Here is a 25,885-nt window from a genome sequence, read left to right on the forward strand (position 1 = left end):
GGCTCAGTCTGCGTTGCTTTCTCGCACGACAAACAGCTTAGGTATTTCCCGCAGCAGCCATGCCTTCGCCTTACCGATTTGATCGCGACGCCAGGCCATGATGATATCGACCCGGCTGCCGGGATCGTCGCCGATAACCTTCAGCCTGCCGGCCTCCAGATCTTCCCGAATATTGTCTAGCGGCATCGTGGCGATCCCCAGCCCCGCCAGCAGGGCTCGGCGCTTATCTTCCATAGAGCTGACCGTAAGCCGATGCTGTTTTTCCAACAGCTTAACGGTCACCAGCGGCCGGTCCTTTGCCGTATCCGCAATGGCGATGCCGCGATACTTCAGCCGGGTGGCCTCTTCCAACGGCGATGCTTCCTGATGAATAGGGTGATCCGGCGCGGCAACGTAGAAACTGGTGACGGTATACAGCGGGGCAGAGTTGATTTCCGACGACTGGCGAAGGTAGTCCGACGGGCCGATAACGATATCCGCGCGCCCCTGCTCCAGCCGCTCCCACGCGCCTGCCAGCACTTCCGTCGTGATGCTCATCTGGGTATCGGACTTCTCCGCCAGACGCTCAACCAAAGGAAACAGTCGATAGGCGGGAGCCAGCACTTCGACAACGATGTTGATATGAGTTTCCCAACCGCGGGACAGCGCCATAGCGTCGGTCGTCAGTTTGTCTGCCGCTTCAAGAAGAACGCGCCCCCGCTCCAGCAGCAGGCGGCCTACGGGCGTAAACTTGGTCCGGTGCCCGGAGCGGTCAAACAGCAGCACGTCCATCTCTTCTTCAAGCTTTTGCATGGTATAGCTTAACGCCGAGGGTACTCTTCCCAGTTCTTCCGCCGCGGCGGCAAAGCTGCGCCGGCGTTCGATGGCGTCCATCACTCGTAATGCTTCAAGCGTCAGCGCTTTGTCTTTGTTCATCGCTTTTTGCCAAACGGTTGATAATAGGGTGGCGTCAGACTAACGTGTTGGCTGCCGGGCGTCCAGTCGCCTACTCGATATATTTGGACCATCGCCACTCAGCGTTGATACCGCTCTGCCATTAGTTTTCATCCTCGAAAAGTATTTCTGTCCCTATATAACAAATAGCCATTTGACTCCTTTTCCCCTATCCGATATTTTTCGTATCCCTATAGCCTTATGCTGAGGCTAACGTTTACTATCAAGGAAGATATATGATTATTTGGGGCAGCAAGTCCAGGGAAAAGGTCGAGTCGCAGGGAGAGTTTCACTGTCCAAACTGCGACGGTGAAAAAAGAAACTATAGCCAAATCAAGGTGTCGAGCTACTTCACGCTCTACTTCATTCCGCTTTTCCCTACCGAAACGCTGGGCAGATACGTTAAGTGCCAAACGTGTGAAACCAACTATAACGAAGACGTGCTGGAATACGTGCCGCCTACCGCGCGGGAAAAGCTGCAGTATGAAATCTATCAGGATCTGATTTCAGGCATGCCGGCCCAGATGATTATTCGTAAGCTTCGCAATCAGGACTGGACGCCCCAAGAGGCGGAAGAAATCGTCTATTCCGTTACCGACAGGAACCATCGGGTTTGCCCGAACTGTCATTTTGATTTCCATGAGCAGGTTGAAAACTGCTCCAGCTGCGGTGCCGATCTGCCGCAAGCGCAGGCAGCCCAGCGTAGAGAAACGATCCTTTAAGCCATTTATGGCGCCTTGCCGCGCCTTCGGTCGACGATCCCATCAAGATCGTCGATTGGGCCAAAGCCTTCGCGACACAAACACAGGATCAAAAGCGATAATGGAGCTTAAATTCAGTCTGGACAGCAGTGACATCCGCACTATGGCGGAAAAAGCCGATCTCAAAGCGCAGGCTAACTATGACGCTCGGTTAAAGAAGATCGATACAGTTTGGCACAGGGCTATTCCACTATTGTTTAAGTATGCTATTCCGCTGTTCGCCATCATCGTTTTTTATTGCCTGCCTGAATGGGGCATCGTTGCGCCGAGAACCGGTTCGCCGCTCAGCGCAATCATTGCGCTAGTTATCGTTATTGCGCTTTATGCCGTACTCTGGCGTCGCTATGGAAACGCCTGCGTTCAATACCTCATCGCGCGCCATTCCCAATCACGCGTCAGAGCGGCCATTCGGCATCAAACGCTCCGCGTGACTAAGAGCGCCACGCTAAAAAGCCTGTCGAAGTTTGAAGGGCTGCACCGCGTACGTCTTGAAAACAGCGTGCTGACGTTTACCAGCCCGGCCAATAAAGCGAGCGCGATTGCGGTGACCAAAATTGCCTACGTACGTGAAAAAGAGGCGTTCTACCAAATCGCAACCGAGTTAAACAAAAAGCTGGGACTGTGCTATGTCATTGCGAAGAAAAGCAAAGCGATGGATGAAGATGAGTACCAGGAGGCGTTGAAACAGATTTTGGCCGCTATCCGCCTGAATGCGCCAAACTGCCGTTTCGAAGAGCATTCTGCCATACCGACGCCATAAATCATTGCACACTTGTTAACTCACGCTAATTAACATCAAACAAAACGCAACGAACGTGGCTAAACTCTGGCGGCTACAGCGCGATGAACGGGACAAAGAGTGAAATAAAGGACGATTTATTTCATGCTAAAAAATATAGCACGTTATGTTAACGGATGATTATGAGGCGCTCAGAGATTCAGGTAGAATCGATTCACCGCGCACAGCAGGAATCACGTATCCACTCCGTTTCCGTTCGTGAAAGCGTCAGCTTCTCTCCTTGTAGAACAACGAAGAACAACAAGTTTCTGGTAATACGGCTATTAATCTGATTTCAGACTACTATCTTGCTGTGCGGTGGAATATTTTTAGCATCCAGAATAAGCCAAACCACGCGACTTAAAAGAGACAAGAGCTTAACTCACGCTGTTTATCGGAACCGTATACTCTAAGCATAGCGATAACAATATTTAAACCATGAAGAAACAATCCATCATCACGCTGCTGTTCATTATCGCCGTTATTGCGCTGGCCGTTTTGTTTCGCGCCCACAATCAGTACGTGCTTTTACAGGGAGAAGTCGACGCGCCGGAAGTGCTCGTCACCTCAAAAGCGAAGGGGCGCGTCGTTGAGCGCTACTTCGAGCGCGGTGACGACGTTAAGGCCGGCCAGCTGCTGATGAAGCTCGACAGCCCGGAGCTGGACGCTCAGGTGAAGTCTCTGGAAGCCGCTCGCGATCAGGCCAAAGCCAGGCTGGATGAATCACTGCACGGCACTCGCGAAGAGAGCATCCGTAATCTTCAAGCCTCGCTGGCGCAGGCTCAGGCCACCTACAAAAACGCCGAAAAGGACTACCAGCGCAACCGCAGCGTGGCGTCCCAAGGCTATGTGTCAGCCTCTATGCTTGACGCCTCTTTGAAGGCCCGCGATACGGCGCTGCATCAGGTAAACGCGGCAAAGGCGCTGCTGGACGAAGCCCAGCACGGCGACCGCTCGGAGCAGCGCGCAGCCTTCACCGCGGCGCTGAATCAGGCGCAGGAGAACCTGACCCAGGTGAAGATTCAGCAGGAAGACCTGCTGGTCAAAGCGCCGGTTGACGGTGAGATAGGCACTATCCCCGCTGAGCTTGGCGAACTGCTCAACGCCGCCAGCCCGCTAATGACCGTCATTCGCCTGCCTGACGCCTACTTCGTCTACAACCTGCGTGAAGACATTCTGGCCCACGTGCGTAAAGGCGACAAAGTGATGCTTCAAGTACCGGCGCTGAATAATCTTCAGGTCGAGGCGGAAGTCCGCTTTATTTCACCGATGGGCGACTTCGCTACCAAACGGGCGACGCGAGCAACCGGCGACTTCGACCTGAAAACCTTTGAGGTCCGCCTCTATCCGACCAAACCTGTCGACGGGCTGCGTCCCGGAATGAGCGCCTTATGGAAATGGGAAGACTAAGGGCGCGTTGGCGCTGCTTTCACCGTTCCTTCCACGTTGAAGCGCAGGCGGCGTCCCGCAGTATCGTCGTGCATTGGCTGATGTGGATCTTTCCGCTGCTGCTGTTCACCCTTATCTGCGCCAACTTTTCGGCCGGCACGATGCTGGATTTGCCGGTCGCCGTAGTGGATAACGATCACTCGACGCTGTCGCGCAAGCTCGTTCGGGCGCTGGACGCGGGATCTCACGCGCAGGTTCATCAATATAGCGACGATCTGGAGCAGGCGACTATCGCCCTGCGCTCGGCCGAGGTCTATGGCCTGCTCTACATTCCCCACAACTTTGAGGCCGACGTGCTGGCAGGCCGCCAGCCGAGCACGGTGCTTTACTATAACGGCCTGTTTTACGGCGCGGGGCTCTATTCAACGCAGGATTTTCCCGGGCTGACGTCTGAGCTGAATCAGACCTATTCGGCCATCGTCGCCACCGCTATCGGCCATCCGCTTCCCCCACTGGCACAGGTCAGCCTCTCTTACGAGAGCCTGTTTAACGCCAGCGGCAACTTTATCTATTACCAGCTGTTTGCCGCCACGGTTCATATCCTCCAGCTGTTCGTCGTTACCTGTACGATTTACGTTTTAAGCCGCCGTAAAATCCTGCTCAACGCTCGTCCTTTTGGGCTGGCGGTGCTTGGAAAGCTTGCACCCTACACCATCGGCTACACCATTTTGCTGATGGTGGAAATCGCCGCTCTGGCGCTCTATTCCGGCGCGCGCATCAACGGCAACCCGCTGTTCATGCTGGCTATCGGCTTTTTCTACATTATGGCGGCGCAGAGCATCGGGCTTTTGCTGTTCACCTTTACGAAAGACATCATCAGCGCCTACTCGCTAATTGGCCTGCTGGTGGGGATCGCCATGACCTATTCCGGCACCGCCGTGCCGGAGCTGTCCATGCCGCTTATTGCCCAGATAATCGCCAACATTGAACCGCTAACCCACGCGCTGTACGCCCTGTTCGACGTCTTCCTGCGGGGGTTCCCGGCGTCGTCCCTGTTCTACGTCTGCGGCCTGCTGCTTATTTATCCGCTGCTCACCGCGCTTTTGGTACGCAAACGCCTGCCCAAGCGCCTACAGGGGAGTGACATTCGCTGATGTTCAAAGCCTATTTTCGCGGTTTCATGATGATCATGACGCGCCTGCTGGAAAAACCGATGTGGATGCTGCTGCTCTGCTCGCTGTGCATCATGAGCCTGGTGTATGCCAATCAGACCGTATGGGATCTGCCCGTCGCGGTCGTCGACCTTGACCACAGCGCAGCCAGCAGAATAGTGACGCGCAGCCTTGACGCCAGCGCCAAGATTGCCGTTATCGGCTATGGCGACGTTGAAAGCGCTAAGCGCGACCTGATGAACCGCAAGCTGTTTGCCATGGTCGTGCTGCCGCACAACATGGAAAAGCGCATTCTTCACGGCGAAAACGTCACCATACCCGCCTACGGCGACGCCACCAGCCGGTTGGCCAACGGCCAGATAGAGCGGGACGTAGTTGCCGCCTATCGAACCATGTCGCTTTCTTACAATCAGGACATCCTGATGAATAACGGCTTTACGCCGGCGCAGATAGAACGCATTCTCTTACCCATTGATGCGCAGACCGTCGACCTGTTCAACCCCGGCGTCAGCTTTGCCGCCATTACATTTCCCGGCCTGATGGTGATGCTGCTCCAGCACTCGCTGCTGATTGCCGGCACGCGGACCAGCATCGTGCTGCACACGCTGCCGCAGGGCAAGCCGCCGCTGCCGGTCTATCTTGGCTGCCTGTCGGCGCTTATTCCGATTTGGATGTTTCTCTCCATTGTGCTGTTCGTCGCCTGGCCGATGGTGCTGGGCTATCGGCAAACCGCGCCGATCCCCGAGCTGCTGCTGTTAACGTTCCCCTTCCTGCTCGCCACGTTAGGGCTCGCCAAACTTATTACCGAATGCCTGCGCAACGTCGAGCTGGTTTACCTGACGCTGGCGCTGGTTACGACGCCGGTATTCTATATTTCCGGCACTATCTGGCCGCTGCAGTCCATGCCGAAGTGGGTATGGTTCATCTCCCACCTGCTGCCCTCTACCTGGGCAACCAAAATGATCGCCAGCGTTAACCAGATGGGGCTTTCCATTAGCGAAGTGGGGTTTGACGTCGTGATGCTGCTGGTGCTGGGCGTGACCTATGCGGCCATTGGATGGTTTGTCGGGGCGCTGAGGGATGGAAGATTAAGAAAGAGGAGCAAAAGAGCGCACGGAGTATAGGTTATACATTAAGAGCGTCTCTTTTTCTTAGATAGTAGAGGAAATTCCCTACTATCTAAAATTAAAATACGCTAATGACGCGCACCGCCACTATTCGTTATAAAGCTCAAACGCTTTTTTTATCAAAGGAATTGATGCCCTCATAATTTGCATATCCTCCCCCTCAATTTTATATTCCCCCTGCCTATTAGACGGAGTGTTATAACTTACCATTACAACTGACTTTTCTTTAATCTGGCTAATAAACTCTGAGGCCTGTTTACCATAGATAATGGAATAAGTATTGTCCGGTTTAATATCTTTCCCATCGATGCTTAAATTCACTATTTGAAAAACGGAGTTTTTCCCCATGCTGATAAGGTAACCAGAAGGAATATTTGCCTTCTCAATCTGAGAAGTATACTGAAGATAAAAACGATCGCCATTACCCTCAACGAAGCAAACATGGCCGCTACGGCCGGCTTCACAGGAAAACTCCCAACCAAATGGATTACCTACACTGCCTATTACATCCTTTCCAGTATGGCTCACTCGGTACTGAACGCCGTCAATCTTGCCATTTTCCCGAGCAACGATCTCAACTACGCCCTCATTATCATAGTCAGGATAAATACTGCACTCCATTTGTCCCTCTGGAAAAAGAGGTCGCTGGCTAAAAGCTGGAGGTTCAGACTTAACGGAGGAACCTTCCAGTTTTTTTATATTCTGATTAATTTTAAAAGAATTACAATTAAACTGCCGTACATAATCTTGACTTTTAATCCATGCAGTCTCATCGCCAGTTAAATCACGAAACTTGGGTTCGGCATAACGCTCGTCCGCTATCGCATTAGCAGACATCATCATTAATAATATTCCCGTACCAGAAATAGATATTTTTATTGCATTCCTGTTCATATAGTTAGCATCCCATTTAGCCTTATAAAAAACTTATTATATACGGAAAGCCGCTAAACTAAATAAAACAATGCGTGTAATTACTTCTCTTTTTATATAAGAAAACGGGCGCTTTCGCGCCCGTCGAATTGTGGTTATTACAAACTAGGTAAAAACGTCGTAAACACCGGGAAGAACGTAACCAGCAGCAGTACGGCAAGCAGTGCAAGGAACATCGGCCACACTTCCCGAATAAACTCGGATATCTTCACCCCGGTGATGGAGGTTGCGACAAACATCACCGTCCCCATCGGCGGCGTCAGGCAGCCGATAGCCAGATTCAGTATCATCACCAGACCAAAGTGGATCGGGTCGATGTTCATCAGCTTCACCGTCGGCATCAGCAGCGGAACCAGTACGATAATCGCCGCGTTGCCTTCAATGAACATACCGAGCACCAGCAGCACCAGGTTGACGATCATCAGGAACACGTACGGGTTATCGGAAATGTTGGTCATCGTTTCCGCGACGTCTTGAGCAATCTGCTCGTTGGTCAGCACCCAGGCCAGCGCGGAACAGGTCATGATGATAAGCATGACGCCTGCGGTAGAGCGCGCCGTCTCAAGCACGGAGGCGATGATGTCCCGAAGCTTCATTTCGCGATAAAACAGCGTGCCGACTACGATAACGTAGATAACGGCCACCGCACCGGCTTCCGTCGGCGTAAAGATGCCCAGACGGATCCCGCCGATGATAACCAATATTAGCAGCAGCGCGGAAATGGCGCCTTTGCCCGTTTCCCAAAGCTCAGCGAAGGTCGGGCCGCGGGTGCGCGCCGGCTTATAGCCGCGCTTTTTAGCGATAAGATATACGGTCGTCATCAGCGCAACGCAGCACATCAGGCCGGGGATGATGGCCGCCATAAACATTTTGCCAACCGATACGTCAGCAACGAAGGCATAGATAATCAGCGCGATTCCGGGCGGAATAATTGGCGTAATCAGAGATCCGGCCGCCGTGATCGCCGCAGAGAAGCCGCGGTTGTAGCCCAGCTTGGTCATCTCCGGCACCAGCATCTTACACAGCATGGCGCAGTCGGCCAGGTTGGATGCCGAGATGCCGCCCATCATGGTGCTCAAAAGAACGTTAGACTGCGCCAGACCGCCCGGATAATGGCCTGAAAGCACTTCGGTGAACTTCAGCATCCGCCGGGTAATACCGGTATAGTTCAGCAGGTTGCCCAACAGAATAAAGAACGGGATCGCCAGCAGCGTGACGTTCTCGCCTGAACCGATAATCCGCTGCACCGCGATAAGCGGCGAAATGTCGCCTGCGGTAAAAAAGTAGGTCAGAAGCGCAACCAGTACGCTGGTAAAAATAGGAACGTTAATTAAGAAACAAAAGAGTAATACAATACACGCGGCGGCTACTGACATAACGTATCCCCATTTATCAGCTTTTTAATATCCTGATAGAGGTGCTGAAGGCAGAACAACACCATCACAAACGCGCCGATCGGTACGGCGATATCGATATAGAAATAGGAAATGGCCAGAATCGACGTCAGCTTGTCTTCCGCAATCTCAGCCAGCTCGTAACCCAAATAGCCAAAGATCGCCAGCGCTACGATAGAAATCAGATCGGTAATAATCGCGAAGAGCGCCTGCCCTCTCGGCGGCAACATTGACGTAAAGGCGTCAATGCTGACGTGCATACGCTTACGCATGGCGGACGCTGCGCCCAGCATGATCATCCAGATATAGCAGACGATCAGAACTTCCTCTCCCCACACCAGAGGATCGTTTAACAGCCAGCGCATGAACACCGCAACAACGGTGATACCGACGATACCAATAACGGCCAAAGCCGCCAGCGCATCGGTAATTTTTCCTAACACCCTGAACATAAGACACCCCTCATAACTTCCAGACTCACTGGACGCGTTATGATTGTTTTAGTTGGTGGTAAAGGGGGCCGCGATGCCGATTCCCAACAGTTCCGCGGCCCCATACTAACTTATTGCTTATTAATGATTTCTTGCGTTTTATCGTACAGGCCCGGCGTCCACTCGGGGAACTTGCCGTAGAAAGGCTTGGACGTTTCTTTAAACAGGTTGCGGTCTACTTCAACCACCGTCACGCCCTCTTTCTTCATTTTCTCAATGGTTTCCTGCTCCTGCTTCAGCACCAGATCGGTCAGGAACGCACCTGCCTGATCGCCGGATTCAACCAGCGCGGTCTGAATTTCAGGCGGCAGCTTCTTGAAGGTTTTGCTGCCCATCACCAGGTTGGTGACGTTCTCTACGTGGCCGGTCAGGATAAGGAACTTGGCGACTTCATAGTGCTTTTGGCCATACAGCACCGGGATCGGGTTCTCTGCGCCGTCGATCACCTTCAGGTTCAGCGCGGTGTACACTTCAGCCAGCGGCAGAGGCGTAGGCGTCGCGCCCATGGCCTTGATGCCTTCAATCTGAATGCGGTTGTTAGGAACGCGGATCTTCAGGCCTTTCAAATCTTCAGGCGTCTTCACCATCTTGTTGGTCAGCATGTGGCGCGTACCGTACAGCCAGTCTTTGGTGACGATGTGCAGGCCCTTGGCGTCCAGCTTGTTTTCTAAGTCCTTGTACCAGTCAGAGGCGTTCAGCTTGTAGATATCCTTATAGCTGCTGCCCAGATAGGGGCCGAACATGATGCCGAAGTCCGGCACGTAGTCGGAGAAAAATGCGCCGTCCGCCAGCGTGATAACCGGGCTGCCCAGCTTCATCTGTTCAATAACGTCTTTTTTAGAGCCCAGCTGGGAGCTTGGATAAGGTACCAGTTCACCCTGACCGTTGGTTTTTTCGTTAAACAGCTTGGCCCACTCGCGGATCGCCAAATCGAACGGCTCTCCCGGGTTATTTTCATAAGCCACTTTCAGCGTGTACTTAGCCGCGGCAAGCGCGGAACCGCTGAAGCTGGCGACGGCGAGGGTTGCGCCGAGCGCCATTGCTAAGAGTTTTTTGCCTTTGGTGTTAAACAATTTCATTATTATCGTTCTCCAGATCCGGAGGCCTGCCGCGGCGGGCCTCTTTGCGTTGGCCGCCGTCTGAACGACGGCGGATTCAGGGTGGTACAGAAGCGCCCGTTTTACGGGGCACGATTAAGACACGGTTTAATCTTAATTCAAGCGTTCAATAACGCTCTTGATACCTTGCTCACTAAAACGAACCAGCGTCCCGCTCACCGCATCCGTCAGGCCGGGAAGTTGATTAAGATCGCTTTCCCACAGATCTGACATCGCCAGCACGTTTTGCACCAGCTCGCGAGGATCGGCGTCATACAGCGGCTTCCACGCTTCAAAACGTTCAAGCAGATGGCGATCGTCCGACAGTGGAATCGTCTCGCCCCGGAATTCTCCGCGGTAAAAGAGGATAAGCGCAGCCAATGCGGCGGCGATGTGTACCGGCGGCTTGCCAAAGCGATGGCTGTAGGTCAACAGCTGAGGCAGCAGGCGCGTCTTAAACTTGGTTAGCGAATTAAGCGAAATGGCCTGCAGCTCATGGCGAATATAGGGGTTATTGAAGCGAGCGATAACGTCTTTAGCAAACTGCTGCAGCTCTGACGGCTCTAAAGAGAGCGTCGGGATCACCTCCTGATTCAGCAGCCGATTAATAAACGAAGAAATCACCGGATCGGCCATAGACTCGCCCACGGTGCGCAAACCGGCGAGATAGGCAACCGGCACCATCGCGGTATGCGCGCCGTTCAGAATGCTGACCTTGCGCTCTTTGTAGGGCTTGATGTCGTCCACGATGTGGATATTCAGGGCGACCTGGTCAAGCTTCAGCTTTTCTCTCAGCCACTGCGGCCCCTGAATAACGAACAGATAGAAGTATTCCGCCGTCACCATAAAGCGATCGCGATAGCCGAACTCCTGCTCCAGCTTCTCGATTTCTGCGTGAGGATAACCGGTAACAATGCGGTCAACCAGCGTAGAGCAGAAGGTGTTGTTCTGATTAACCCAGCCGATAAACGCATCGCCCAGCTGCCAGCGGCGGGCGTAGGCCAGCACGTATTCTTTCAGCTTCTCGCCGTTGTAGTCGATAAGCTCGCAGGGAACGATAATCAGCCCCTTGTCGCTCGCGCCGTTAAAGTGGGTAAAGCGGTGGTGCAAAAAGCGCGTCAGCTTGGCGGGGAAGGTCGCCGGCGGGCAGTCGTCATAGCTGTCGCTATCGCTATAGCAGATGCCGGCTTCAGTGGTGTTAGAGAAAATCCACTCAAGTTCAGGATTCTCGGCGCAGGCCAGATAGTCGCCAAACTCTTTATAAACGGCAATTTCCCGATTGATAGAGCTAATCAGGCGCGGCTCGGCAACCGGCTGTCCCTGTTCATTAAGGCCGCGAATGACGGCGGTATAAAGTCCGTCCTGCTCATCAAGCTTGGGCTGCGGCGTATCAATTGGGCGCACAACGGTAATACCGCTGTTGAAGTCGGTTTTTTCATTCAGAATATCGACCATCCAGTCGATAAAAGCGCGTAGAAAGTTACCTTCGCCAAACTGAACGATTTTCTCCGGGTAGCGGGCCTTGGGGAAATCCTGCCGATTTAAGTTACGCTGCATCTCTCAATCCTTCCTTATTCTTTTTTATACCCGCCACGCTTCAAGCCGCTATAGGCGTTTTGTCATGCGACTCAAATTATTCTGGGTAAATATAATCAAGTTTATTTTATTTGCTGTTGGGCAAGGACACCTGATGGGTGAAGAGTAGATGGAGCGATCCGGGTTTGAGATTTTCTTGTTTCAAGATCGTGCGATAGATTTTGTTTTGCTGTTTTTAATCCGCTTTTATTTGTTAAAAAACAGCCAATGGGATGGAAAATAGTTAATGAGTCGATAAGAGAAAACTATAAGGCGGCGCGCCCTATCGCTCGCTAAAATGGATGCTGAAACGTTACAACCAACTGAAAATAAAACGATTAAACTCTCTAAATCGACGATAGATGCCTCCTAACCCCGCTGAAAACAAGTAAAAATGCTACACAAATCCTCCATTGCCTTTACAACTTCTTTTTACCGACAAAAGGAATATTCGATGTTTTTAAATTGATAAAATCCAGAAAAGCGAGCTAGAATATTTTCGTTGGGCAAGGAAGTGACGTCTATATTCATTCCTTGTTGAGGCTTTGTTTAAATGAAAACGCATATTCTTATCCACCCAGCCGATTCCGTCGTGCTGGCCCTTCAGCCGCTAGCCAAGGGGACGTCGCTGGAGGTGGGCGGCCAGACGCTGGTTTTACAAGAAGATATCGATAAAGGTGGGAAAATCGCGCTGTTTGCAATTAACGTCGGCGATCCCATCATTAAGTACGGCAGCCCCATCGGCGAAGCCATCGCCCCTATCGGCGCAGGCGAGCTGGTGCACACCCACAATCTGAAAACGCTACTGAAAGACGGGCTCAGCTATGAATACGCGCCCGAGTTCCCTCACGTTCAGGTCTCACTGCCGGAAGTGAACATTCAGGCCTATCCGCGGGCAAACGGCGATATCGGTATTCGTAACGAACTTTGGGTGATCCCAACCGTCGGCTGCGTTAACGCCATCGCCAGGCAGATTATCGAACGATTCAAAGCCGAAGTCGGCACCGAGGGCATTGACGGCGTCTATCTGTTTACCCACCCCTACGGCTGCTCTCAGCTTGGCGACGATCACGAAAATACCCGCCGCATTCTGGCCGACATGGTGCATCATCCAAACGCAGGCGGTGCGCTGGTTATCGGGCTAGGCTGCGAGAACAACCAGGTCGATGCCTTCCGGGAGCTTGTCGGCGACGTGGATGCACAGCGCGTCCACTATATGATAGCCCAGCAGGAAAACGACGAGGTCGAAGCGGGGCTTAGCCACCTGAAAGACATTTACCGGACGATGAAAAACGACCGCAGAGAGGCCGTCTCCATCGGCAAACTTCGCGTCGGCCTCGAGTGCGGCGGCTCCGACGGTCTTTCCGGCGTTACCGCTAACCCACTGCTGGGGAAGTTCTCCGACTACCTGATTTCTTTCGGCGGCAGCAGCGTGCTGACCGAAGTACCGGAAATGTTCGGCGCAGAGCACATCCTGTTCTCCCGCTGCCGCGATCGGGAGACGTTTGAGCAGGCGGTGAAGATGGTCAACGACTTCAAGCGCTACTTTATCGACCACCGTCAGCCCATTTACGAAAACCCTTCGCCGGGCAACAAGAAGGGCGGCATTTCCACGCTGGAGGACAAGTCTCTCGGCTGCACCCAAAAGGCAGGAGACTCACCGGTCGTCGACATCCTGAACTACGGCGACAGGCTGAAAAAGCCGGGGCTTAGCCTGCTCAGCGCGCCCGGCAACGACGCCGTCGCGACCTCCGCATTGGCCGCCGCCGGCTGCCATATGGTGCTGTTCAGCACCGGGCGGGGAACCCCCTACGGCGGATTCGTGCCAACGGTCAAAATCGCCACCAACAGCGATTTGGCCCAGCGCAAGCCGCACTGGATAGACTTCGACGCGGGCCAGCTGGTGTATGATAAAACCATGGAAGACACGCTCGCCGAGTTCGTTGAGCTTATCCGCCAAATCGCCAGCGGCGAACGCCTCGCTCGCAATGAGAAAAACGACTTTAGGGAGCTTGCGATCTTTAAAAGCGGCGTAACGCTTTAACAGCGTATTTGGTTACCCTAACGGAAAAGCGTTGCGCCTGAGGTATTAGGGCGCGACGCTATTCTTACGCCGGCTTTCTGGATGTATGCAGCAGCCGCAGAATGCGCACTTCGCCTGGCTTTGTCGCGTACACAATGACAAACGGCAGCCGGGCCAGCGCCAGCCTGCGCCCATATGGACGATCGGTTTCCACGCCCATGTGGGGGTTCGCCTTCAGCAGGTCGACGGCCTCGTAAAACCGCTTATCCGTTGCGTCCGCAACGCGCAAACCGGCCTCTTTGTACAAATATAGCCAGATATCCTCTCTGTCCTGCTGCGCCCGGCGTTCCCAAAAAACGGCGCAGGTCACCGTTCGCCCCGTTCGGCCAGCGCTCTCAGTTCTGCCATTTTCCGCGTCATTTCCTCATCGTCAATGAACTGCCCTTGCCCTGCGTCATAGCGTGCAAAGGCCTCCTGAACCTGATTTTCCAACCAGACTTCATGCGCATTGCTCTGAAGCTTACGCTCCTCTTCGGCCAGCTCCTCCGCCCTGCGGCGAAGAAGATCGGTCAGGCTGGTCTGCTGCCGCTCGGCGGCCTTCATGGCCAGGCGCTTGGTCTCTTCATCAATGCGAAAATGGATCGTGCTGTTCATCCAGACCGCCTCTTTTTGTGGTGTCAAACGTGGTGTCAAATAGATTCCCATCAGTATAGCTTCGCCTCCTTTTCGTTGCAGCATGAATTTGAAAGGCTTAGCGCACTTCTTTTATGCACCAAGCCCTGAAAGAAATTAGAGCTTAAAAGAGAGCGGGCTGCCCTACCGTTTTTCAAAACCGTATTGAAAATGCGGGATATTTCCCTAAGAAAAGTAACGTTCAGGCCATGAACACAAAAAAAAGAGAGCTGTGCCGCAAACATGGAGAAAAAACGAAAAGCATACGCTTTCCGCCCGATGGGGATATTGAGCGTGAAGAACCGGTCGCCAGGCCAAAACGGCCGACGCTACACGTTTTGTTGACGAATAGAGCGAATCATGGAGTGCTTGGCCGTATCCAAGTGCCTTCTCAGCTCATTCATGGCGCTGAGATCGTTGCGGCTTATCATGGCGCTCAAAATGGCCATGTGTTCCTCAATCCCAAGAATGTTGCGCTCTTTCAGGTCCCGCTCGTCCCACTGATAGTGGAAGTGGAAAATAACGGTAATCACCTCAATCGACTGATTGAAGAAGGGATTTTCAGCCGCAGATAGAATCAGGCCGTGCAGCTCATGATCGAGCTGGGAGAACTTGCGATAGTCGAACATCACCGTCTCTCTCAACTGGCGGTGGCGATAGAGCAGGTCTCTGGCCAGAACCCACCGGGTATCGCTTTCCGGCAGGTTCATAAAGCGGTTCAGCGCGTGGGTTTCCAGCAGCTCGCGAAGTTCAAACAGCTTTTCAGCGTAGTTTTGATCAAACTTCATCATGCTCCACTGGCCGCGGCGCTGGTTCTCCATCAGATTATAGCGGGAGAAACGCAGAAGAAATTCGCGCACGATAGTCGGACTAACGTTGGCCTGCTTGGCCAGCTGCTGTTCGGTAAAGGTGCTGCCCGGCTTGAGCTCGCGCTGTTGGATCATCTTATAAAACGCGCGCTCAAAGATGGCCAGCTGCTCCTGCGGCATCTCGGCGATGGTGTCAAAGCCGTCTTCATCCTCCGGCTGGCGCACTATCGCATAGTCGTTGCCGACCTTCTCCAAGATGCCCCGCTCCTGCAAATAGTCCAGCGTGTGGCGCACCGTGGTGCGGCTGATGCTGTACATATCCGCCAGGGTCGACTGTGACGGCAGCGGTGAGCCAATATGCCCATTGCCGATAGCGTCAATAAACTGATTAATTACGTTCTGCCGCAGGTTTTGCGTTCGTGCCATTCCCTCTTCCCGCCTCTGCTTTTTTCCGCTTTAAAAACCAATTTAGTACCGAATAAACGTTATTAGGTCACAAAAGAGAATAAATTAAAACCAGAAATCCGATTTTTTAACTAAAAAGACAGAATAAAAACCGAGGATACCATCAACATGAAAACACTAATTTGTCAGGAACCCACCAAACTGGTTTATCAGCAGCGCGAAGTTCCCTCTCCCGCCGCCGGTGAAGCGGTTATTAAAATCAACGCGGTAGGCATCTGCGGCACCGACATCCACGCCTGGTCAGGCAAGCAGCCGTTTTTCAGCTATCCGCGCGTGCTGGGGCATGAAATCTGCGGTGAAGTGACTACGCTTGGCGCCGGCGTTAATCAGTTTAAGGTCGGGCAGCGCGTTGCCGTCATGCCCTATCTCTCCTGCGGCAAGTGCGGCGCCTGCCAGAGCGGCCGGACAAACTGCTGTGAGAACATCTCCGTTATCGGCGTCCATCAGGACGGCGGATTCTGTGAATATTTAAGCGTGCCGGTCAGCAACCTGCTTGCCGTTGACGGCGTCGATCCCATCGCCGCCGCGCTGATTGAGCCTTTCGCCATTAGCGCCCACGCCGTTCGCCGCGCCGCGCTCGCGGCGGGTGAACACGTGCTGGTGGTTGGCGCAGGCCCTATCGGCCTGGGCGTTGCGGCAATTGCCAAAGCCGATGGCGCTAAGGTCATCGTCGCCGACACCAGCCCGGAACGCCGTGCCCACGTGACGGAGCAACTGGGCGTTGCGGTCATCGATCCTGCCAGTGCCTCTTTTGAGGCAGACCTTCGCGCCCAGTTCGACGGCATGCTGGCGGCCAAGGTCATCGACGCAACGGGCAACCAGTTTGCGATGAACAACACCGTAAACCTGATCCGCCACGGCGGCACCATCGTCTTCGTCGGCCTGTTCAAAGGCGATCTTTCCTTCTCCGATCCGGAGTTCCACAAGAAAGAGACCACGATGATGGGCAGCCGCAACGCAACGAAAGAAGACTTCGCCAAGGTTGGCCGACTGATGAGCGAAGGCAAGCTTAGCGCGAACATGATGCTGACCCACCGCTTCAACTTCGACACCATCGGAGAAAGCTACGAGCAGGACGTCGTCAACAACCGCCAGCTGTTGAAAGGCGTTATCGAGTTTAACTAATCCTTCTGCTTTTTTTGCATGAAAAAGCCGACGCCGCAGGGCGCCGGCTTTCTTCTTAACACGCTATTGGCCGACTCTAAGCGCCTGTACGTCAGGTGAGTCTATCGGTACGGAAACGTCGACCGCATGCCCTGAGTCCGTCCCTATGTACGGTTTCAACGCCGTTAACATATAGGGGAACATATAGCGCAGGTCGCCATTTTCGTTGTTACTCACCGCCTGTGCGTCCCACAGCGGCTTCACCGTCTTGTCTTTCGCATAGGCCGCTGCGTCTATGGCCTGAAGACGAAGCCATTTGCTGTAGACCGTAAACTGATACACCATCGGTTCGTAGAGCGGATAGTTCCACATCGGATAGTAATAGCCGAACCCGGGCGCATACACCGGTCCCCGCATAGGATATACCGGCATGTTGACTATCTGGGTTTGCGTCTGCGGCGGACCCACGTGATAGCTAAGCGCGATCAACATCTTCGCGTCAGAGGGCTTTTTCACGGCCACGTAACCCTGCTCTCTCAGCACGTCCGATACCTGACGCGCATACTCGACAAAGCCAAGATCGCTTTCAATCGGCCGGTAGTCGTCAGACACAATAGTAAACGTCTTATCCCCCACGTAAGCGTTCTTCGCCGTAATGGAGCTTACCTGTACGCTCTCCGTACTGGCGCAGCCTGAGAGCGCGCCGACCAACAGAAAAACCGCTATCGTTCGCCAAGACATTGTCTACCTACCTTTTTATCAGGGAAGCTATTTATTTAGACAGCAACGCTATAGTTCAGGTTTCATTAAAAACGACCGCTTTTTATCAGAAAGCGTGCGCTATATGGCGCCAAAAAGGAAACACCAAACGCTCCCCGGCGTAAAGATAAAAAATTTCTTTTGATTATCATCAATATATAATTTCAAATTCACCGTATATTTTCCTTTAACAACCGTTCTGAGCTAATGATGTAAATGGCTAAACGCCGTTAACGGTTTCCCCCTATGCGGGACTATTTTTATATTGGGAATTTCATATGCGGCAGGTTCCGACATTTTTTACTCGACGTACGGCAGCGTTCCTTTTTCCGGCTTCGCTGATTTTATATGAACTGGCGGCCTATCTGACCACCGACCTTATTCAGCCGGGCATTATTAACGTCGTGCGGGACCTTCGCGCTGACGTCAGCCTCGCGCCCGCCTCAATCAGCATGTATATGGCGGGCGGCATGGCGCTACAGTGGCTGCTGGGACCGCTGTCGGACCGAGTGGGCCGCCGCCCCGTTCTACTGACCGGCGCGCTGATTTTCACTCTGGCCTGTTGCGCTACGCTGTTTGCATCATCAATGGAGCAATTTCTAACCGCCCGTTTCATTCAAGGCACCAGCATGTGCTTTATTGCGACCGTTGGCTACGTAACCGTTCAGGAGTCTTTCGACAAGACACAGGCCATCAAGCTGATGGCGCTTATTACCTCGATTGTTCTGATCGCGCCGATCGTTGGCCCGCTGGCAGGGGCAGCGTTAATGCACATCGTCGACTGGAGAGCGCTGTTCGCGATTGTGACGCTGATGGGATTTATCGCCTGGTTAGGGCTTTTGTTCAATATGCCGGAAACGCTGCCGAAAGAGAGAGCGCCGTTTAGCATGACCGGCGTACTGCGAAACTTTCGCGACACGTTCCACAACCGCATTTTTCGCATTGGCGCAGCGACGATTTCCCTCAACTACGTTCCACTCATGATCTGGGTAGCCGTATCGCCGGCAATTTTGATTGAAAGCGGCGGCCTGACGCCCGCCGAATTTGCCTGGACTCAGACCCCCGTGTTCGGCGCGATTATCATAGCCAACGTGATTGTGGCGAAATTCATTAAGGACCCTTCCGCGCCGAGCTTTATCCGTCGCGCCATTCCGATTCAGCTTTTGGGGCTGGGGACGCTGATTATTGGCAACCTTCTGTCCCCTCACGTTTGGCTATGGTCAGTGGCAGGCACGACGCTGTATGCCTTCGGCATCGGGCTCATTTTCTCGTCACTGTTTCGCTTTACGCTGCTGTCAAACGAGTTACCGAAAGGCACGGTCTCAGCGGCGCTAAACATCGTGGTGCTAAGCGTCAGCGCAGCGACAATAGAAATTGCCCGCTGGCTGTGGTTTGAGGCAGGCGGCAGGCTTCCCTTCCATCTGTTGGCCGTCGTCGCTGGAGGGCTTGCGGTGCTGTTTTTAACGATGCTGCTGCGGTGCGTGCAGGATCTGTCGCCGATTGAAAAAGAGGGTGAGGGTGAAGCCTAAGCCAAGCGAAGGATATAGCTGCCTTGGCTGCGGATGCCCCAAACGGGAAGCCGCACCCAAAACGCTATACCCTTCATGATTTGTCAAAACCTTCGATTAGTCTTCCGGTAGGTCAATGCGATAAAACGCCTTTGCATTGCGCCAGAAGAAGGCCTCTCGCTGCTGGGGGCTAAAGCCGGAGAAAATCTCAGACATGTTGTTGACCAGCTCCCGGTACGACAGCTGCAGCCCGGCTACCGGGAAGTTGCTGGCGAACATACAGCGTTCGATGCCGAACATCTCTACGGTTTCCAACACCACGCCGCGGTTGCCTTCAATCGTCCAGGGGCGGTCCTGTACGCCAAGCTCCGAGACCTTCACGTGGACGTTGGGGCAGGCGGCCAAAGCCCGCATGCCCTGTCGCCACGCATCAAGCCCCTGCGGCGAGCGGTCCCACGGGAATCCCATATGGTTAAGCACGATAGGCACGTTGGGATAAATGCGTGCGACTTCGGCAGCCTCTTCCAAGTGCCAGTACGGCACGCGCAGGTCCCACGACAGGCCGTATTTCTCCAAAAGGCCAAAGCCCTTCAGCCATTTTTCGTCCTGCATGCTGCAGCTTGCGCCCCTAATCGTATGCGCCAATTCTGGCCGTTTGGCGGTTACGGGCTTGCTGCGAATGCCTCGCACCAGCGGGAAGTGTAAATGCTGATTCAGGATCTCTTCGCCGTCGTCACGATGAAACCAGATGTGGGCAACCACTGCGTTAGGAAAGCCGGCGCGCGCCGCCTGTTCGTGCACCCAGCGGGTTTCCGCCACTTCGTTGCTATAGTCGTGGTCCGCCTCACAGTGAACCGTCGCCAGCACGCGGTGGCCCGCGCTGTCCGCGGCGTAATCTTCCGGCAGGTAGTTGCGCATCAGCGAGCGATAGTCGCCGACGAAAGTGCCGGGCTCATAGGTCGCCAGCCAGGGATAGTGGTTCTTGCTCAGATCCCAAAGGTGGTGGTGAGCGTCAATCAGCGTCAGTCCGTTAGACTTCACTTCAATGCCCATTCTTTCGTGTAGGGTTTTCACGGTTGTTCCCCCTTCTTTTCCGCAGGTTAACGCGATTCGACTTCAGGCTCGGCGCCTATCTGCTCAGCCGTCTTTTCACCGGCTTTCGGCGTCACCGACGCTAACGCTACCCCGCAGAAGAACAGCGCGGCGGCCATAATGCCGAATCCGGCCATCGTCGTTCCCGTCAGGTCAATCAGCCAGCCCACGACATAAGGGCCGACAAATCCGCCTAAGTTGCCTATACCGCCAATCAGGCCAAGCGACAGCGCCAGAATGTCTGAACGCAGAATAAGCGGCGGCAGCGCAAAAAAGGCACCGTGGATATACAGCCCGGAGGCAACGATGCATAGGAAAACAAACTGTATGACGGGCGATGGGAAAAGCTGTCCGCACAAAAGCGCCACGGCGGTGATCGTCAAAGGCAGCGCGGCGGACGACTTACGCAGCCCGATTTTATCGGTGCGCACGGCGATAATAATCATACCGATAAGGCCGACCAGATAAGGGATCGCTGTCAGGATACCGACCATTGCGGGCGATGAGCCGGAGGTATTGGCGATAACCTGCGGCAGCCACATGGTAAAACCGTAGAAACCGGCGCAGTAAAGAAACCAGGCGACGATAAGCGTCAGCACCTTACCGTTGCGAAATACGTCGCGATAGCGGGCCGAATCCTGACTAATGACCGCCGAACTTTTCTTCTGCGCTTCGTCTTTGGCAATCGCCTCAACGATATAGCTACGCTCACCGGGCTCCATCCACCACACTTTGGCCGGCGAATCCGCCACCATGATGTACCAGACGATGGCCCAAATAATGGGCGGGAAGCCTTCAATAATCAGCACGGTCCGCCAGCTAAAGTGCTCAAGCAGGAAGCCCGTAATCGGTGCGGCGATAATGGCGGAAATAGGGATACACATCAGCCAAAAGCCGTTCGCTCTCGCCTTTTCACGCTGAGGGAACCACTTTAACAACAGCACCAGCGTCGCGGGTTGAACGCCGCCTTCAAAAACGCCCAGAACGAATCTGGCAAGCAGCAGCTCGTTCGTACTCTGCACCATTCCGGTCCAGATAGCGGCAACGCCCCACAGCAGCATGAGAAGAAAGATCGTCTTTTTGGCGCTCCAGCGCTCGGCCAACAGCGCCGCTGGCACCTGCAGCAGCAAATAGCCAAGAAAGAAAATGCCCGAAGCCATGCCCTTGGTACTGTTGGTCAAATGCAGGTCTTGGCCAATATAGGGCAAGATGAACGACAGGTTGGTTCTGTCAAGAAAAGCCAGCATGTACATAATGCTAGCGATGGGAATAAACAGCAGCCAGCGCCGCCCGATCCCTTGATATTGCATGGTCATAACGTTACGTCCCTCTCCACATCAGTTGAACACGCCGTCTTTTTATTTTGAACTTTTGAACAAAACAATAACAATTGATTATTCGTGGATACTATGCCCGTTATGTAATAAGCGCTAATCCCCTTTTAAGAAAATGTGAATAGAGTCAAAAATAGTCACTCAAATAAAAATTAATCGTATGATTTAAAAGAAAATAAAAATAATATCTTTTGGGTGGTTTCCAGAATTTTTCTAATTTTCCATAGAGGGAAAACGTCAAGGAAGGCTAAAAAAGAACAAACAAATATTTTATAACTGAGCTTTTGATACAGAAATTCGAGATGCCCCTATAAATAACGCGGACTTAAGCTGCTTGCGGCTCTGTTTCAAACGTTCAATAATATAAAAGCCTCGTCCTATCGTTCTTTCGCGATAGGGCCATCCGCTCTTGTTTCATTCCGTTTTCAACCATAAGGCCATCAACATATGAAAAGGCGTAGTTTTCTTAAAAGCGCGGCGCTGCTGTCTACCGCAGGGCTGGTTGCCCCCGTTATGGCTAACGGCGTCAGCGCAAAGGCGCATGAATCTCAACCGTTAGAAGGACGCCGCCGCTTTACCCTGACGCAGACCTATCGCCTCCAGCCACCGGAAGGATCTGAGGGCGTCGTGAAGCTTTGGATCCCGGTGGTTGAAGATACGCCTTTTCAGCAGCTTCTCTCTTTGAAATTCAGCGGCAACTATCAGGACGCGTTCATCACCACCAACAACCACTACGGCGCTAAAACCCTCTTCGCCACCTGGCCCAATGCCAAAGGCAAAATGGAAATGACGGTGGAAATGGTGATTGAAACACAGGACTGGGAGCCGTTGAAAAACGACGCGTTGGCCCACTGGCGCGCGCCGAAAGAGGTTCAATTCCCCAACGACGTGGAATACTACTTAAAGCCTACCGCCCACATGCCAACCGCCGGCATCGTTAAAGAGACGTCGGATAAAATCGTCGGCCAAGAAACCGATCCGCTGAAAAAAGCGCGCCTGATTTATAACTGGGTAAGCGCCAACATGTTCCGCGATAACGACGTTATCGGCTGCGGCACCGGCGACGTCGCGACCATTCTTGAAAGCGGCAAGCTGGGCGGCAAGTGTACCGATATCAACTCCGTATTCGTAGCGCTAGCCCGCGCGGCAGGCATTCCGGCACGCGAAATGTTCGGCATCCGATTGGGTAAATCCGTCAAGCTGGCGCAGTACTCAAAAACCGCGTTCGGCAGCGCCAATGAGCAAGGCGTATCGGGCGTTAGCGGCGGCCAACACTGCCGCGCCATGTTCTACTTGGCGGGCTTCGGCTGGCTGCCGGCCGACCCGGCGGACGTCACGAAAATGCGCCTGACGGAGAAAAAAGAGCACAGCGATCCGGCCGTGCAGGCGGTGAACGACTACCTGTTCGGCAACTGGGAAATGAACTGGGTGGGCTTTAACGTCGGCCGCGACTTTGACCTCTTCCCCGCAGCGGAACAGGCGCCGATTAACAACTTTGGCTACCCTTACGCGGAAGTCGACGGCGACCCGGTCAACTACTACGACCCGAAAGCGTTCAGCTATGACTACAGCTCAGCCGAACAGCGCTAAGGGCTTTATGGCCACGCTGGCCGCCGCCGCAATTGCCGCGGTGGCGTCCAGCCTGTGCTGCATAGGGCCGCTGATTTATCTGGTATTCGGCGTCTCCGCCGCTGGCCTGTCCGGCGTGGAGAGGCTCGGCTTTTTGCAATACCCGATGCTGGCGCTGTCTTCCGTACTTATCGTGATGGGATTCTGGCGGCTCTATTTTTCTAAACGCCCCTTTTGCAGCGGGCGCGTTAGCCGAACGCAAATGCTGTGGGCCTATTGGATTGCGCTTCCCGTGGTGCTGTTTTTTCAGCTTTATCCCTTTGTTCTTCCCTGGTTACTGGAGATGTTGGAGTGAAACGTTTACTGTTTCTGGCGCTGATGCTGCTCTCCCCCGCCCTTTGGGCTAACAACGTTCAGGTCACGCTGGACGTCACGGGCATGACCTGCCCGCTGTGCGTTACGTCAATCAATCAGGCGCTGAGAAAAACCGACGGCGTCATCAAGGCGAAAGCCTCGCTTAAAACCCGGCAGGCCGAGGTTATCGTTCCGGAAGGCTTCAATACCGATGAGCTTTTAAAGGCGATTGAGAAAACGGGCTATAAGGGGACGGTGCTGAAAGTGGAAAAGCAGCCGTAGGATAAGGTTGAGAACATTGTAAAACGGGCCGCTATCAACGGCCCGTTTCTTTTAGCTTAGCGAGTAATCGACTTAAACTCTCTGGTGGTCGCCGTTAGCGCCACTTCCGTCGGCAGCCGCTCCATTGAGCTTGCGCCGTAGAAACCGTGGCAGTCCGGGCAGTGCTGCATGATGTATTTTGCATCTTCCGGCGTGGCGATAGGCCCGCCGTGGCACAAAACGATCACGTCTTCACGTACCGATTTGGCCGCCTTCGCCCAGTCGTTAATCAGCGGTACGCAGTCTGCAAGCGTTAGCGCCGTTTCCGCACCGATGTTGCCGCCGGTGGTCAGGCCCATGTGGGGAACGATAATGTCCGCGCCCGCTTTGGTCATATCGATGGCGTTCTGCGCACTGAACACGTACGGCGTGGTCAAAAGGCCCTTCTCGTGCGCCTTGCGGATCATATCAACTTCAAGCCCGTAGCCCATCCCCGTCTCTTCCAGATTGGCGCGGAAGTTGCCGTCAATCAGCCCGACGGTCGGGAAGTTCTGTACGCCGGCAAAACCGATGGCGGCGACGTCGTCCAGGAACTTATCGAACTGGCAGAACGGGTCGGTGCCGTTAACGCCCGCCAACACAGGCGTATGCTTAACGACCGGCAATACCTCTCGCGCCATGTCCATCACTATCTCGTTAGCGTTGCCGTAGGCAAGAAGGCCGGCCAGAGAACCGCGCCCCGCCATCCGATAGCGCCCGGAGTTATAGATAACGATAAGGTCGATGCCGCCCGCTTCTTCACACTTGGCGGACAGCCCGGTTCCCGCACCGCCGCCGATAATCGGCTCTTTGCGCGCAATCATGTCGTGAAATTTTTTTAAAAGCGCTTCGCGTGTTGTAGACATGCTTAATTCTCCCTAACGGTGAAACAGTTGAATAAATTCGGCGACCGCGCGTTCCGTGAACGCCCGATCGTTAACGTTGTGAGGCAGTTTAATAATCCGGCGTTTGTCGGTTTGAACCACGGTCGACTCCAGCGCCTCAATAAAGGCCCGGTTGGCCTCCGGCAGCCAGAACGGCCCGCCCGGGCTGTCGATAGCAGAAAAGCCGCCTTCGGGGATCAGAAACAGCACGTCGCCCCGGTACTGATTGAGCTTTTCGCCGATCCACTCGCCCATCTTGCGGTTCTCTTCCGACGTGGTACGCATCAGCGTCACCTGCGGGTTATGGTGGTAAAACAGGCGGTCGGCATATTTTTCAGGCACCGTATCGGGGCTGCCGAAGTTGACCATGTCCAACGCGCCGCAGGACATCACGCAGGGGATCCCGGCGTTTGCTACGGCGTCAAAACGCTCCTTTGAACACGCCAAAACGCCGCCGAAAAGATAGTCGCAGACCTCGGTGGTCGTAATATCGAGCACGCCGTTGAGCAGCCCGCCGTCTACCAGCTTTTCCATCGCTCTACCGCCGCTGCCCGTCGCGTGGAATACCAGGCAGTCGAATTCGCCTTCCAGCTGCTCGGTAATCTGCTGAATGCAGGGCGTCGTTACGCCAAACATGGTTAATCCGATGGCGGGTTTATCTTCAACGCTCTCTTCTTCATAGAACTTGACCGCGCCGGCAATCTGGTTAGCGGCATTTTTCAATACCTTACGAGAAATGCGGTTTAGGCCCGCTACGTCGGTGACGGAATACATCATGGCGATGTCGCTGGCGCCGATATAGTGCGATACGTCGCCGGAGGCCATAGTCGACACCATAAGCTTGGGCGTACCGACCGGCAGCGCCTGCATGGCGGGCGTCACCAGCGCCGTTCCTCCTGAACCGCCCAGCCCCAGCAGCGCGGCGACGTCGTCTCGTTGGCCGAGAAAGCGCTCAAACGCAACGGCCATTTCAGTAATCGCCCTGCCGCGATCGCCGCAAAATACGGCCTGAGGGCCCTGCGGATGGCAGGCAGCGACGGTTGCCGCGCTGACGTCGGCGCCGTAGTTCGCATTTGCATCCTTGGTTGACAGGTCAACCGCCAACGCTTCCAGACCGGCTTTTTTTATCAGATCGCGTACGTAAAACGCCTCAGCGCCTTTAGTGTCCAGCGTTGTTGCAACATAGATACGGCCTTTTTCTCTTTCCATCTCTATCTCCCATCGCCATCATTGAACGTTTTTCAACCCAAATGAGATTTGAGTTTCATTTTGACTATATTAACCACAATTACGGACAAAGCGCCATGCCATTAGCGCAGGGAATATCAGAAATGGAATCTGGCTCCCAAAAAATATGCGCAG

25 protein-coding genes are annotated in these 25,885 nt (G+C 53.9%); 11 read left to right on the forward strand and 14 right to left on the reverse strand.

All coding sequences use genetic code 11. From position 1 onward, the window contains the following. Window positions 1-3: 3 nt before the first annotated feature. Window positions 4-915 carry a LysR family transcriptional regulator gene (locus V8L73_RS14970; RefSeq protein ID WP_261832055.1) on the reverse strand — a complete coding sequence of 304 codons (912 nt, stop codon included), beginning with the start codon at window positions 913-915 and terminating at the stop codon, window positions 4-6. Window positions 916-1,169: 254 nt separating this feature from the next. Here V8L73_RS14970 and V8L73_RS14975 point away from each other — a divergent pair, with 254 nt between their 5' ends. From V8L73_RS14975 to V8L73_RS14995, 5 genes are all read left to right on the forward strand, one after another. Then, the gene (locus V8L73_RS14975; protein WP_347253361.1) at window positions 1,170-1,655 is read left to right on the forward strand and encodes a zinc-ribbon domain-containing protein; all 486 of its coding nucleotides are present in this window, start codon (window positions 1,170-1,172) and stop codon (window positions 1,653-1,655) included. A 100-nt stretch (window positions 1,656-1,755) separates the two neighbouring features. Continuing rightward, window positions 1,756-2,454, forward strand: a complete 699-nt coding sequence (locus tag V8L73_RS14980) for a hypothetical protein (RefSeq protein ID WP_347253362.1) — start codon at window positions 1,756-1,758, stop codon at window positions 2,452-2,454. A gap of 456 nt (window positions 2,455-2,910) precedes the next feature. After that, window positions 2,911-3,882, forward strand: a complete 972-nt coding sequence (locus tag V8L73_RS14985; RefSeq protein ID WP_027274936.1) for an HlyD family secretion protein — start codon at window positions 2,911-2,913, stop codon at window positions 3,880-3,882. Continuing rightward, entirely contained in the window at window positions 3,864-5,015 is a 1,152-nt protein-coding gene (locus tag V8L73_RS14990) for an ABC transporter permease (protein ID WP_027274935.1), read from the forward strand. The genes V8L73_RS14985 and V8L73_RS14990 overlap by 19 nt, the downstream gene beginning before the upstream one ends. After that, complete coding sequence (locus V8L73_RS14995) at window positions 5,015-6,157, forward strand: ABC transporter permease (RefSeq protein WP_347253363.1); 1,143 nt, start codon at window positions 5,015-5,017, stop codon at window positions 6,155-6,157. The genes V8L73_RS14990 and V8L73_RS14995 overlap by 1 nt, the downstream gene beginning before the upstream one ends. 90 nt (window positions 6,158-6,247) lie before the next feature. Here the strand turns inward: V8L73_RS14995 and V8L73_RS15000 are convergent, their stop codons facing one another. The 5 genes from V8L73_RS15000 to V8L73_RS15020 form a co-directional block, all read right to left on the reverse strand. After that, a complete protein-coding gene (locus V8L73_RS15000; RefSeq protein ID WP_134389181.1) occupies window positions 6,248-7,054 on the reverse strand; it encodes a hypothetical protein in 807 nt (268 codons plus the stop codon). 137 nt (window positions 7,055-7,191) lie between these two features. Further along, window positions 7,192-8,469, reverse strand: coding sequence for a TRAP transporter large permease (locus tag V8L73_RS15005; RefSeq protein WP_027274932.1), 1,278 nt, complete (start codon window positions 8,467-8,469; stop codon window positions 7,192-7,194). After that, window positions 8,460-8,939: a TRAP transporter small permease gene (locus tag V8L73_RS15010; protein ID WP_027274931.1), complete on the reverse strand. Its 480-nt coding sequence runs from the start codon at window positions 8,937-8,939 to the stop codon at window positions 8,460-8,462. Before V8L73_RS15010 ends, V8L73_RS15005 begins: the two co-directional genes overlap by 10 nt. Before the next feature lie 110 nt (window positions 8,940-9,049). After that, the gene (locus tag V8L73_RS15015) at window positions 9,050-10,057 is read right to left on the reverse strand and encodes a C4-dicarboxylate TRAP transporter substrate-binding protein (RefSeq protein WP_027274930.1); all 1,008 of its coding nucleotides are present in this window, start codon (window positions 10,055-10,057) and stop codon (window positions 9,050-9,052) included. 132 nt (window positions 10,058-10,189) lie between these two features. Next, a complete protein-coding gene (locus V8L73_RS15020; protein WP_261832051.1) occupies window positions 10,190-11,632 on the reverse strand; it encodes a tagaturonate reductase in 1,443 nt (480 codons plus the stop codon). 571 nt (window positions 11,633-12,203) lie between these two features. Here V8L73_RS15020 and V8L73_RS15025 point away from each other — a divergent pair. Next, entirely contained in the window at window positions 12,204-13,694 is a 1,491-nt protein-coding gene (locus V8L73_RS15025; RefSeq protein WP_347253364.1) for an altronate dehydratase family protein, read from the forward strand. Between the two features lie 64 nt (window positions 13,695-13,758). Here V8L73_RS15025 and V8L73_RS15030 read toward each other — a convergent pair whose 3' ends face one another. The 3 genes from V8L73_RS15030 to V8L73_RS15040 all read right to left on the reverse strand — a co-directional run bounded on the left by V8L73_RS15030 (window position 13,759) and on the right by V8L73_RS15040 (window position 15,580). Next, entirely contained in the window at window positions 13,759-14,043 is a 285-nt protein-coding gene (locus V8L73_RS15030) for a type II toxin-antitoxin system RelE/ParE family toxin (RefSeq protein ID WP_347253365.1), read from the reverse strand. Further along, entirely contained in the window at window positions 14,040-14,327 is a 288-nt protein-coding gene (locus tag V8L73_RS15035; protein ID WP_027274926.1) for a hypothetical protein, read from the reverse strand. The genes V8L73_RS15030 and V8L73_RS15035 overlap by 4 nt, the downstream gene beginning before the upstream one ends. A 347-nt stretch (window positions 14,328-14,674) precedes the next feature. Continuing rightward, a complete protein-coding gene (locus V8L73_RS15040; RefSeq protein ID WP_027274925.1) occupies window positions 14,675-15,580 on the reverse strand; it encodes a GntR family transcriptional regulator in 906 nt (301 codons plus the stop codon). Window positions 15,581-15,727: 147 nt separating this feature from the next. On the opposite strand from V8L73_RS15040, the gene V8L73_RS15045 reads away from it, so the two are divergent. Next, entirely contained in the window at window positions 15,728-16,744 is a 1,017-nt protein-coding gene (locus tag V8L73_RS15045) for a zinc-binding alcohol dehydrogenase family protein (RefSeq protein ID WP_027274924.1), read from the forward strand. Between the two features lie 63 nt (window positions 16,745-16,807). Here the strand turns inward: V8L73_RS15045 and V8L73_RS15050 are convergent, their stop codons facing one another. Next, a complete protein-coding gene (locus tag V8L73_RS15050; protein ID WP_027274923.1) occupies window positions 16,808-17,464 on the reverse strand; it encodes a hypothetical protein in 657 nt (218 codons plus the stop codon). 296 nt (window positions 17,465-17,760) lie between these two features. On the opposite strand from V8L73_RS15050, the gene V8L73_RS15055 reads away from it, so the two are divergent. After that, window positions 17,761-19,011 carry an MFS transporter gene (locus tag V8L73_RS15055; RefSeq protein WP_373876169.1) on the forward strand — a complete coding sequence of 417 codons (1,251 nt, stop codon included), beginning with the start codon at window positions 17,761-17,763 and terminating at the stop codon, window positions 19,009-19,011. Window positions 19,012-19,107: 96 nt separating this feature from the next. On the opposite strand, the gene V8L73_RS15060 is transcribed toward V8L73_RS15055, so the two are convergent. Continuing rightward, the gene (locus V8L73_RS15060) at window positions 19,108-20,064 is read right to left on the reverse strand and encodes an amidohydrolase family protein (protein ID WP_211218905.1); all 957 of its coding nucleotides are present in this window, start codon (window positions 20,062-20,064) and stop codon (window positions 19,108-19,110) included. A gap of 26 nt (window positions 20,065-20,090) precedes the next feature. Continuing rightward, window positions 20,091-21,398 (reverse strand): MFS transporter, encoded by a 1,308-nt coding sequence (locus V8L73_RS15065; protein WP_051155728.1) that lies wholly within the window; start codon window positions 21,396-21,398, stop codon window positions 20,091-20,093. Between the two features lie 465 nt (window positions 21,399-21,863). On the opposite strand from V8L73_RS15065, the gene V8L73_RS15070 reads away from it, so the two are divergent. From V8L73_RS15070 to V8L73_RS15080, 3 genes are read left to right on the forward strand one after another with little or no spacing between them, the layout of a single operon-like run. Next, window positions 21,864-23,006 (forward strand): transglutaminase-like domain-containing protein, encoded by a 1,143-nt coding sequence (locus V8L73_RS15070; protein ID WP_027274919.1) that lies wholly within the window; start codon window positions 21,864-21,866, stop codon window positions 23,004-23,006. Continuing rightward, entirely contained in the window at window positions 22,978-23,340 is a 363-nt protein-coding gene (locus V8L73_RS15075; RefSeq protein ID WP_027274918.1) for a membrane protein, read from the forward strand. Before V8L73_RS15070 ends, V8L73_RS15075 begins: the two co-directional genes overlap by 29 nt. A 23-nt stretch (window positions 23,341-23,363) precedes the next feature. Continuing rightward, the gene (locus V8L73_RS15080; protein ID WP_134389275.1) at window positions 23,364-23,621 is read left to right on the forward strand and encodes a heavy-metal-associated domain-containing protein; all 258 of its coding nucleotides are present in this window, start codon (window positions 23,364-23,366) and stop codon (window positions 23,619-23,621) included. A gap of 56 nt (window positions 23,622-23,677) precedes the next feature. Here V8L73_RS15080 and V8L73_RS15085 read toward each other — a convergent pair whose 3' ends face one another. Together V8L73_RS15085 and V8L73_RS15090 are read right to left on the reverse strand one after the other, a co-directional pair. Continuing rightward, on the reverse strand, window positions 23,678-24,505 hold the full coding sequence (locus V8L73_RS15085) for a phosphoenolpyruvate hydrolase family protein (RefSeq protein ID WP_027274916.1): 828 nt from the start codon (window positions 24,503-24,505) through the stop codon (window positions 23,678-23,680). A gap of 12 nt (window positions 24,506-24,517) precedes the next feature. Then, entirely contained in the window at window positions 24,518-25,732 is a 1,215-nt protein-coding gene (locus tag V8L73_RS15090) for a Tm-1-like ATP-binding domain-containing protein (RefSeq protein ID WP_347253366.1), read from the reverse strand. Between the last annotated feature and the right edge of the window lie 153 nt (window positions 25,733-25,885).

The organism is Leminorella grimontii, from assembly GCF_039789245.1.
GTDB lineage: Bacteria > Pseudomonadota > Gammaproteobacteria > Enterobacterales > Enterobacteriaceae > Leminorella > Leminorella grimontii.

Excerpts from the sequence above, each read along its gene's own strand:
- V8L73_RS15000 (WP_134389181.1), bottom strand. The coding sequence starts at position 7,054 with ATGAACAGGAATGCAATAAAAATATCTATTTCTGGTACGGGAATATTA.
- V8L73_RS15080 (WP_134389275.1), top strand. The coding sequence starts at position 23,364 with ATGCTGCTCTCCCCCGCCCTTTGGGCTAACAACGTTCAGGTCACGCTG.
- V8L73_RS14975 (WP_347253361.1), top strand. The coding sequence starts at position 1,170 with ATGATTATTTGGGGCAGCAAGTCCAGGGAAAAGGTCGAGTCGCAGGGA.
- V8L73_RS14995 (WP_347253363.1), top strand. The coding sequence starts at position 5,015 with ATGTTCAAAGCCTATTTTCGCGGTTTCATGATGATCATGACGCGCCTG.
- V8L73_RS15025 (WP_347253364.1), top strand. The coding sequence starts at position 12,204 with ATGAAAACGCATATTCTTATCCACCCAGCCGATTCCGTCGTGCTGGCC.
- V8L73_RS15015 (WP_027274930.1), bottom strand. The coding sequence starts at position 10,057 with ATGAAATTGTTTAACACCAAAGGCAAAAAACTCTTAGCAATGGCGCTC.
- V8L73_RS15050 (WP_027274923.1), bottom strand. The coding sequence starts at position 17,464 with ATGTCTTGGCGAACGATAGCGGTTTTTCTGTTGGTCGGCGCGCTCTCA.
- V8L73_RS15045 (WP_027274924.1), top strand. The coding sequence starts at position 15,728 with ATGAAAACACTAATTTGTCAGGAACCCACCAAACTGGTTTATCAGCAG.
- V8L73_RS14970 (WP_261832055.1), bottom strand. The coding sequence starts at position 915 with ATGAACAAAGACAAAGCGCTGACGCTTGAAGCATTACGAGTGATGGAC.
- V8L73_RS15065 (WP_051155728.1), bottom strand. The coding sequence starts at position 21,398 with ATGACCATGCAATATCAAGGGATCGGGCGGCGCTGGCTGCTGTTTATT.
- V8L73_RS14990 (WP_027274935.1), top strand. The coding sequence starts at position 3,864 with ATGGAAATGGGAAGACTAAGGGCGCGTTGGCGCTGCTTTCACCGTTCC.
- V8L73_RS15085 (WP_027274916.1), bottom strand. The coding sequence starts at position 24,505 with ATGTCTACAACACGCGAAGCGCTTTTAAAAAAATTTCACGACATGATT.
- V8L73_RS15010 (WP_027274931.1), bottom strand. The coding sequence starts at position 8,939 with ATGTTCAGGGTGTTAGGAAAAATTACCGATGCGCTGGCGGCTTTGGCC.
- V8L73_RS14985 (WP_027274936.1), top strand. The coding sequence starts at position 2,911 with ATGAAGAAACAATCCATCATCACGCTGCTGTTCATTATCGCCGTTATT.
- V8L73_RS15020 (WP_261832051.1), bottom strand. The coding sequence starts at position 11,632 with ATGCAGCGTAACTTAAATCGGCAGGATTTCCCCAAGGCCCGCTACCCG.
- V8L73_RS15035 (WP_027274926.1), bottom strand. The coding sequence starts at position 14,327 with ATGAACAGCACGATCCATTTTCGCATTGATGAAGAGACCAAGCGCCTG.
- V8L73_RS15005 (WP_027274932.1), bottom strand. The coding sequence starts at position 8,469 with ATGTCAGTAGCCGCCGCGTGTATTGTATTACTCTTTTGTTTCTTAATT.
- V8L73_RS15090 (WP_347253366.1), bottom strand. The coding sequence starts at position 25,732 with ATGGAAAGAGAAAAAGGCCGTATCTATGTTGCAACAACGCTGGACACT.
- V8L73_RS14980 (WP_347253362.1), top strand. The coding sequence starts at position 1,756 with ATGGAGCTTAAATTCAGTCTGGACAGCAGTGACATCCGCACTATGGCG.
- V8L73_RS15075 (WP_027274918.1), top strand. The coding sequence starts at position 22,978 with ATGACTACAGCTCAGCCGAACAGCGCTAAGGGCTTTATGGCCACGCTG.
- V8L73_RS15040 (WP_027274925.1), bottom strand. The coding sequence starts at position 15,580 with ATGGCACGAACGCAAAACCTGCGGCAGAACGTAATTAATCAGTTTATT.
- V8L73_RS15070 (WP_027274919.1), top strand. The coding sequence starts at position 21,864 with ATGAAAAGGCGTAGTTTTCTTAAAAGCGCGGCGCTGCTGTCTACCGCA.
- V8L73_RS15055 (WP_373876169.1), top strand. The coding sequence starts at position 17,761 with ATGCGGCAGGTTCCGACATTTTTTACTCGACGTACGGCAGCGTTCCTT.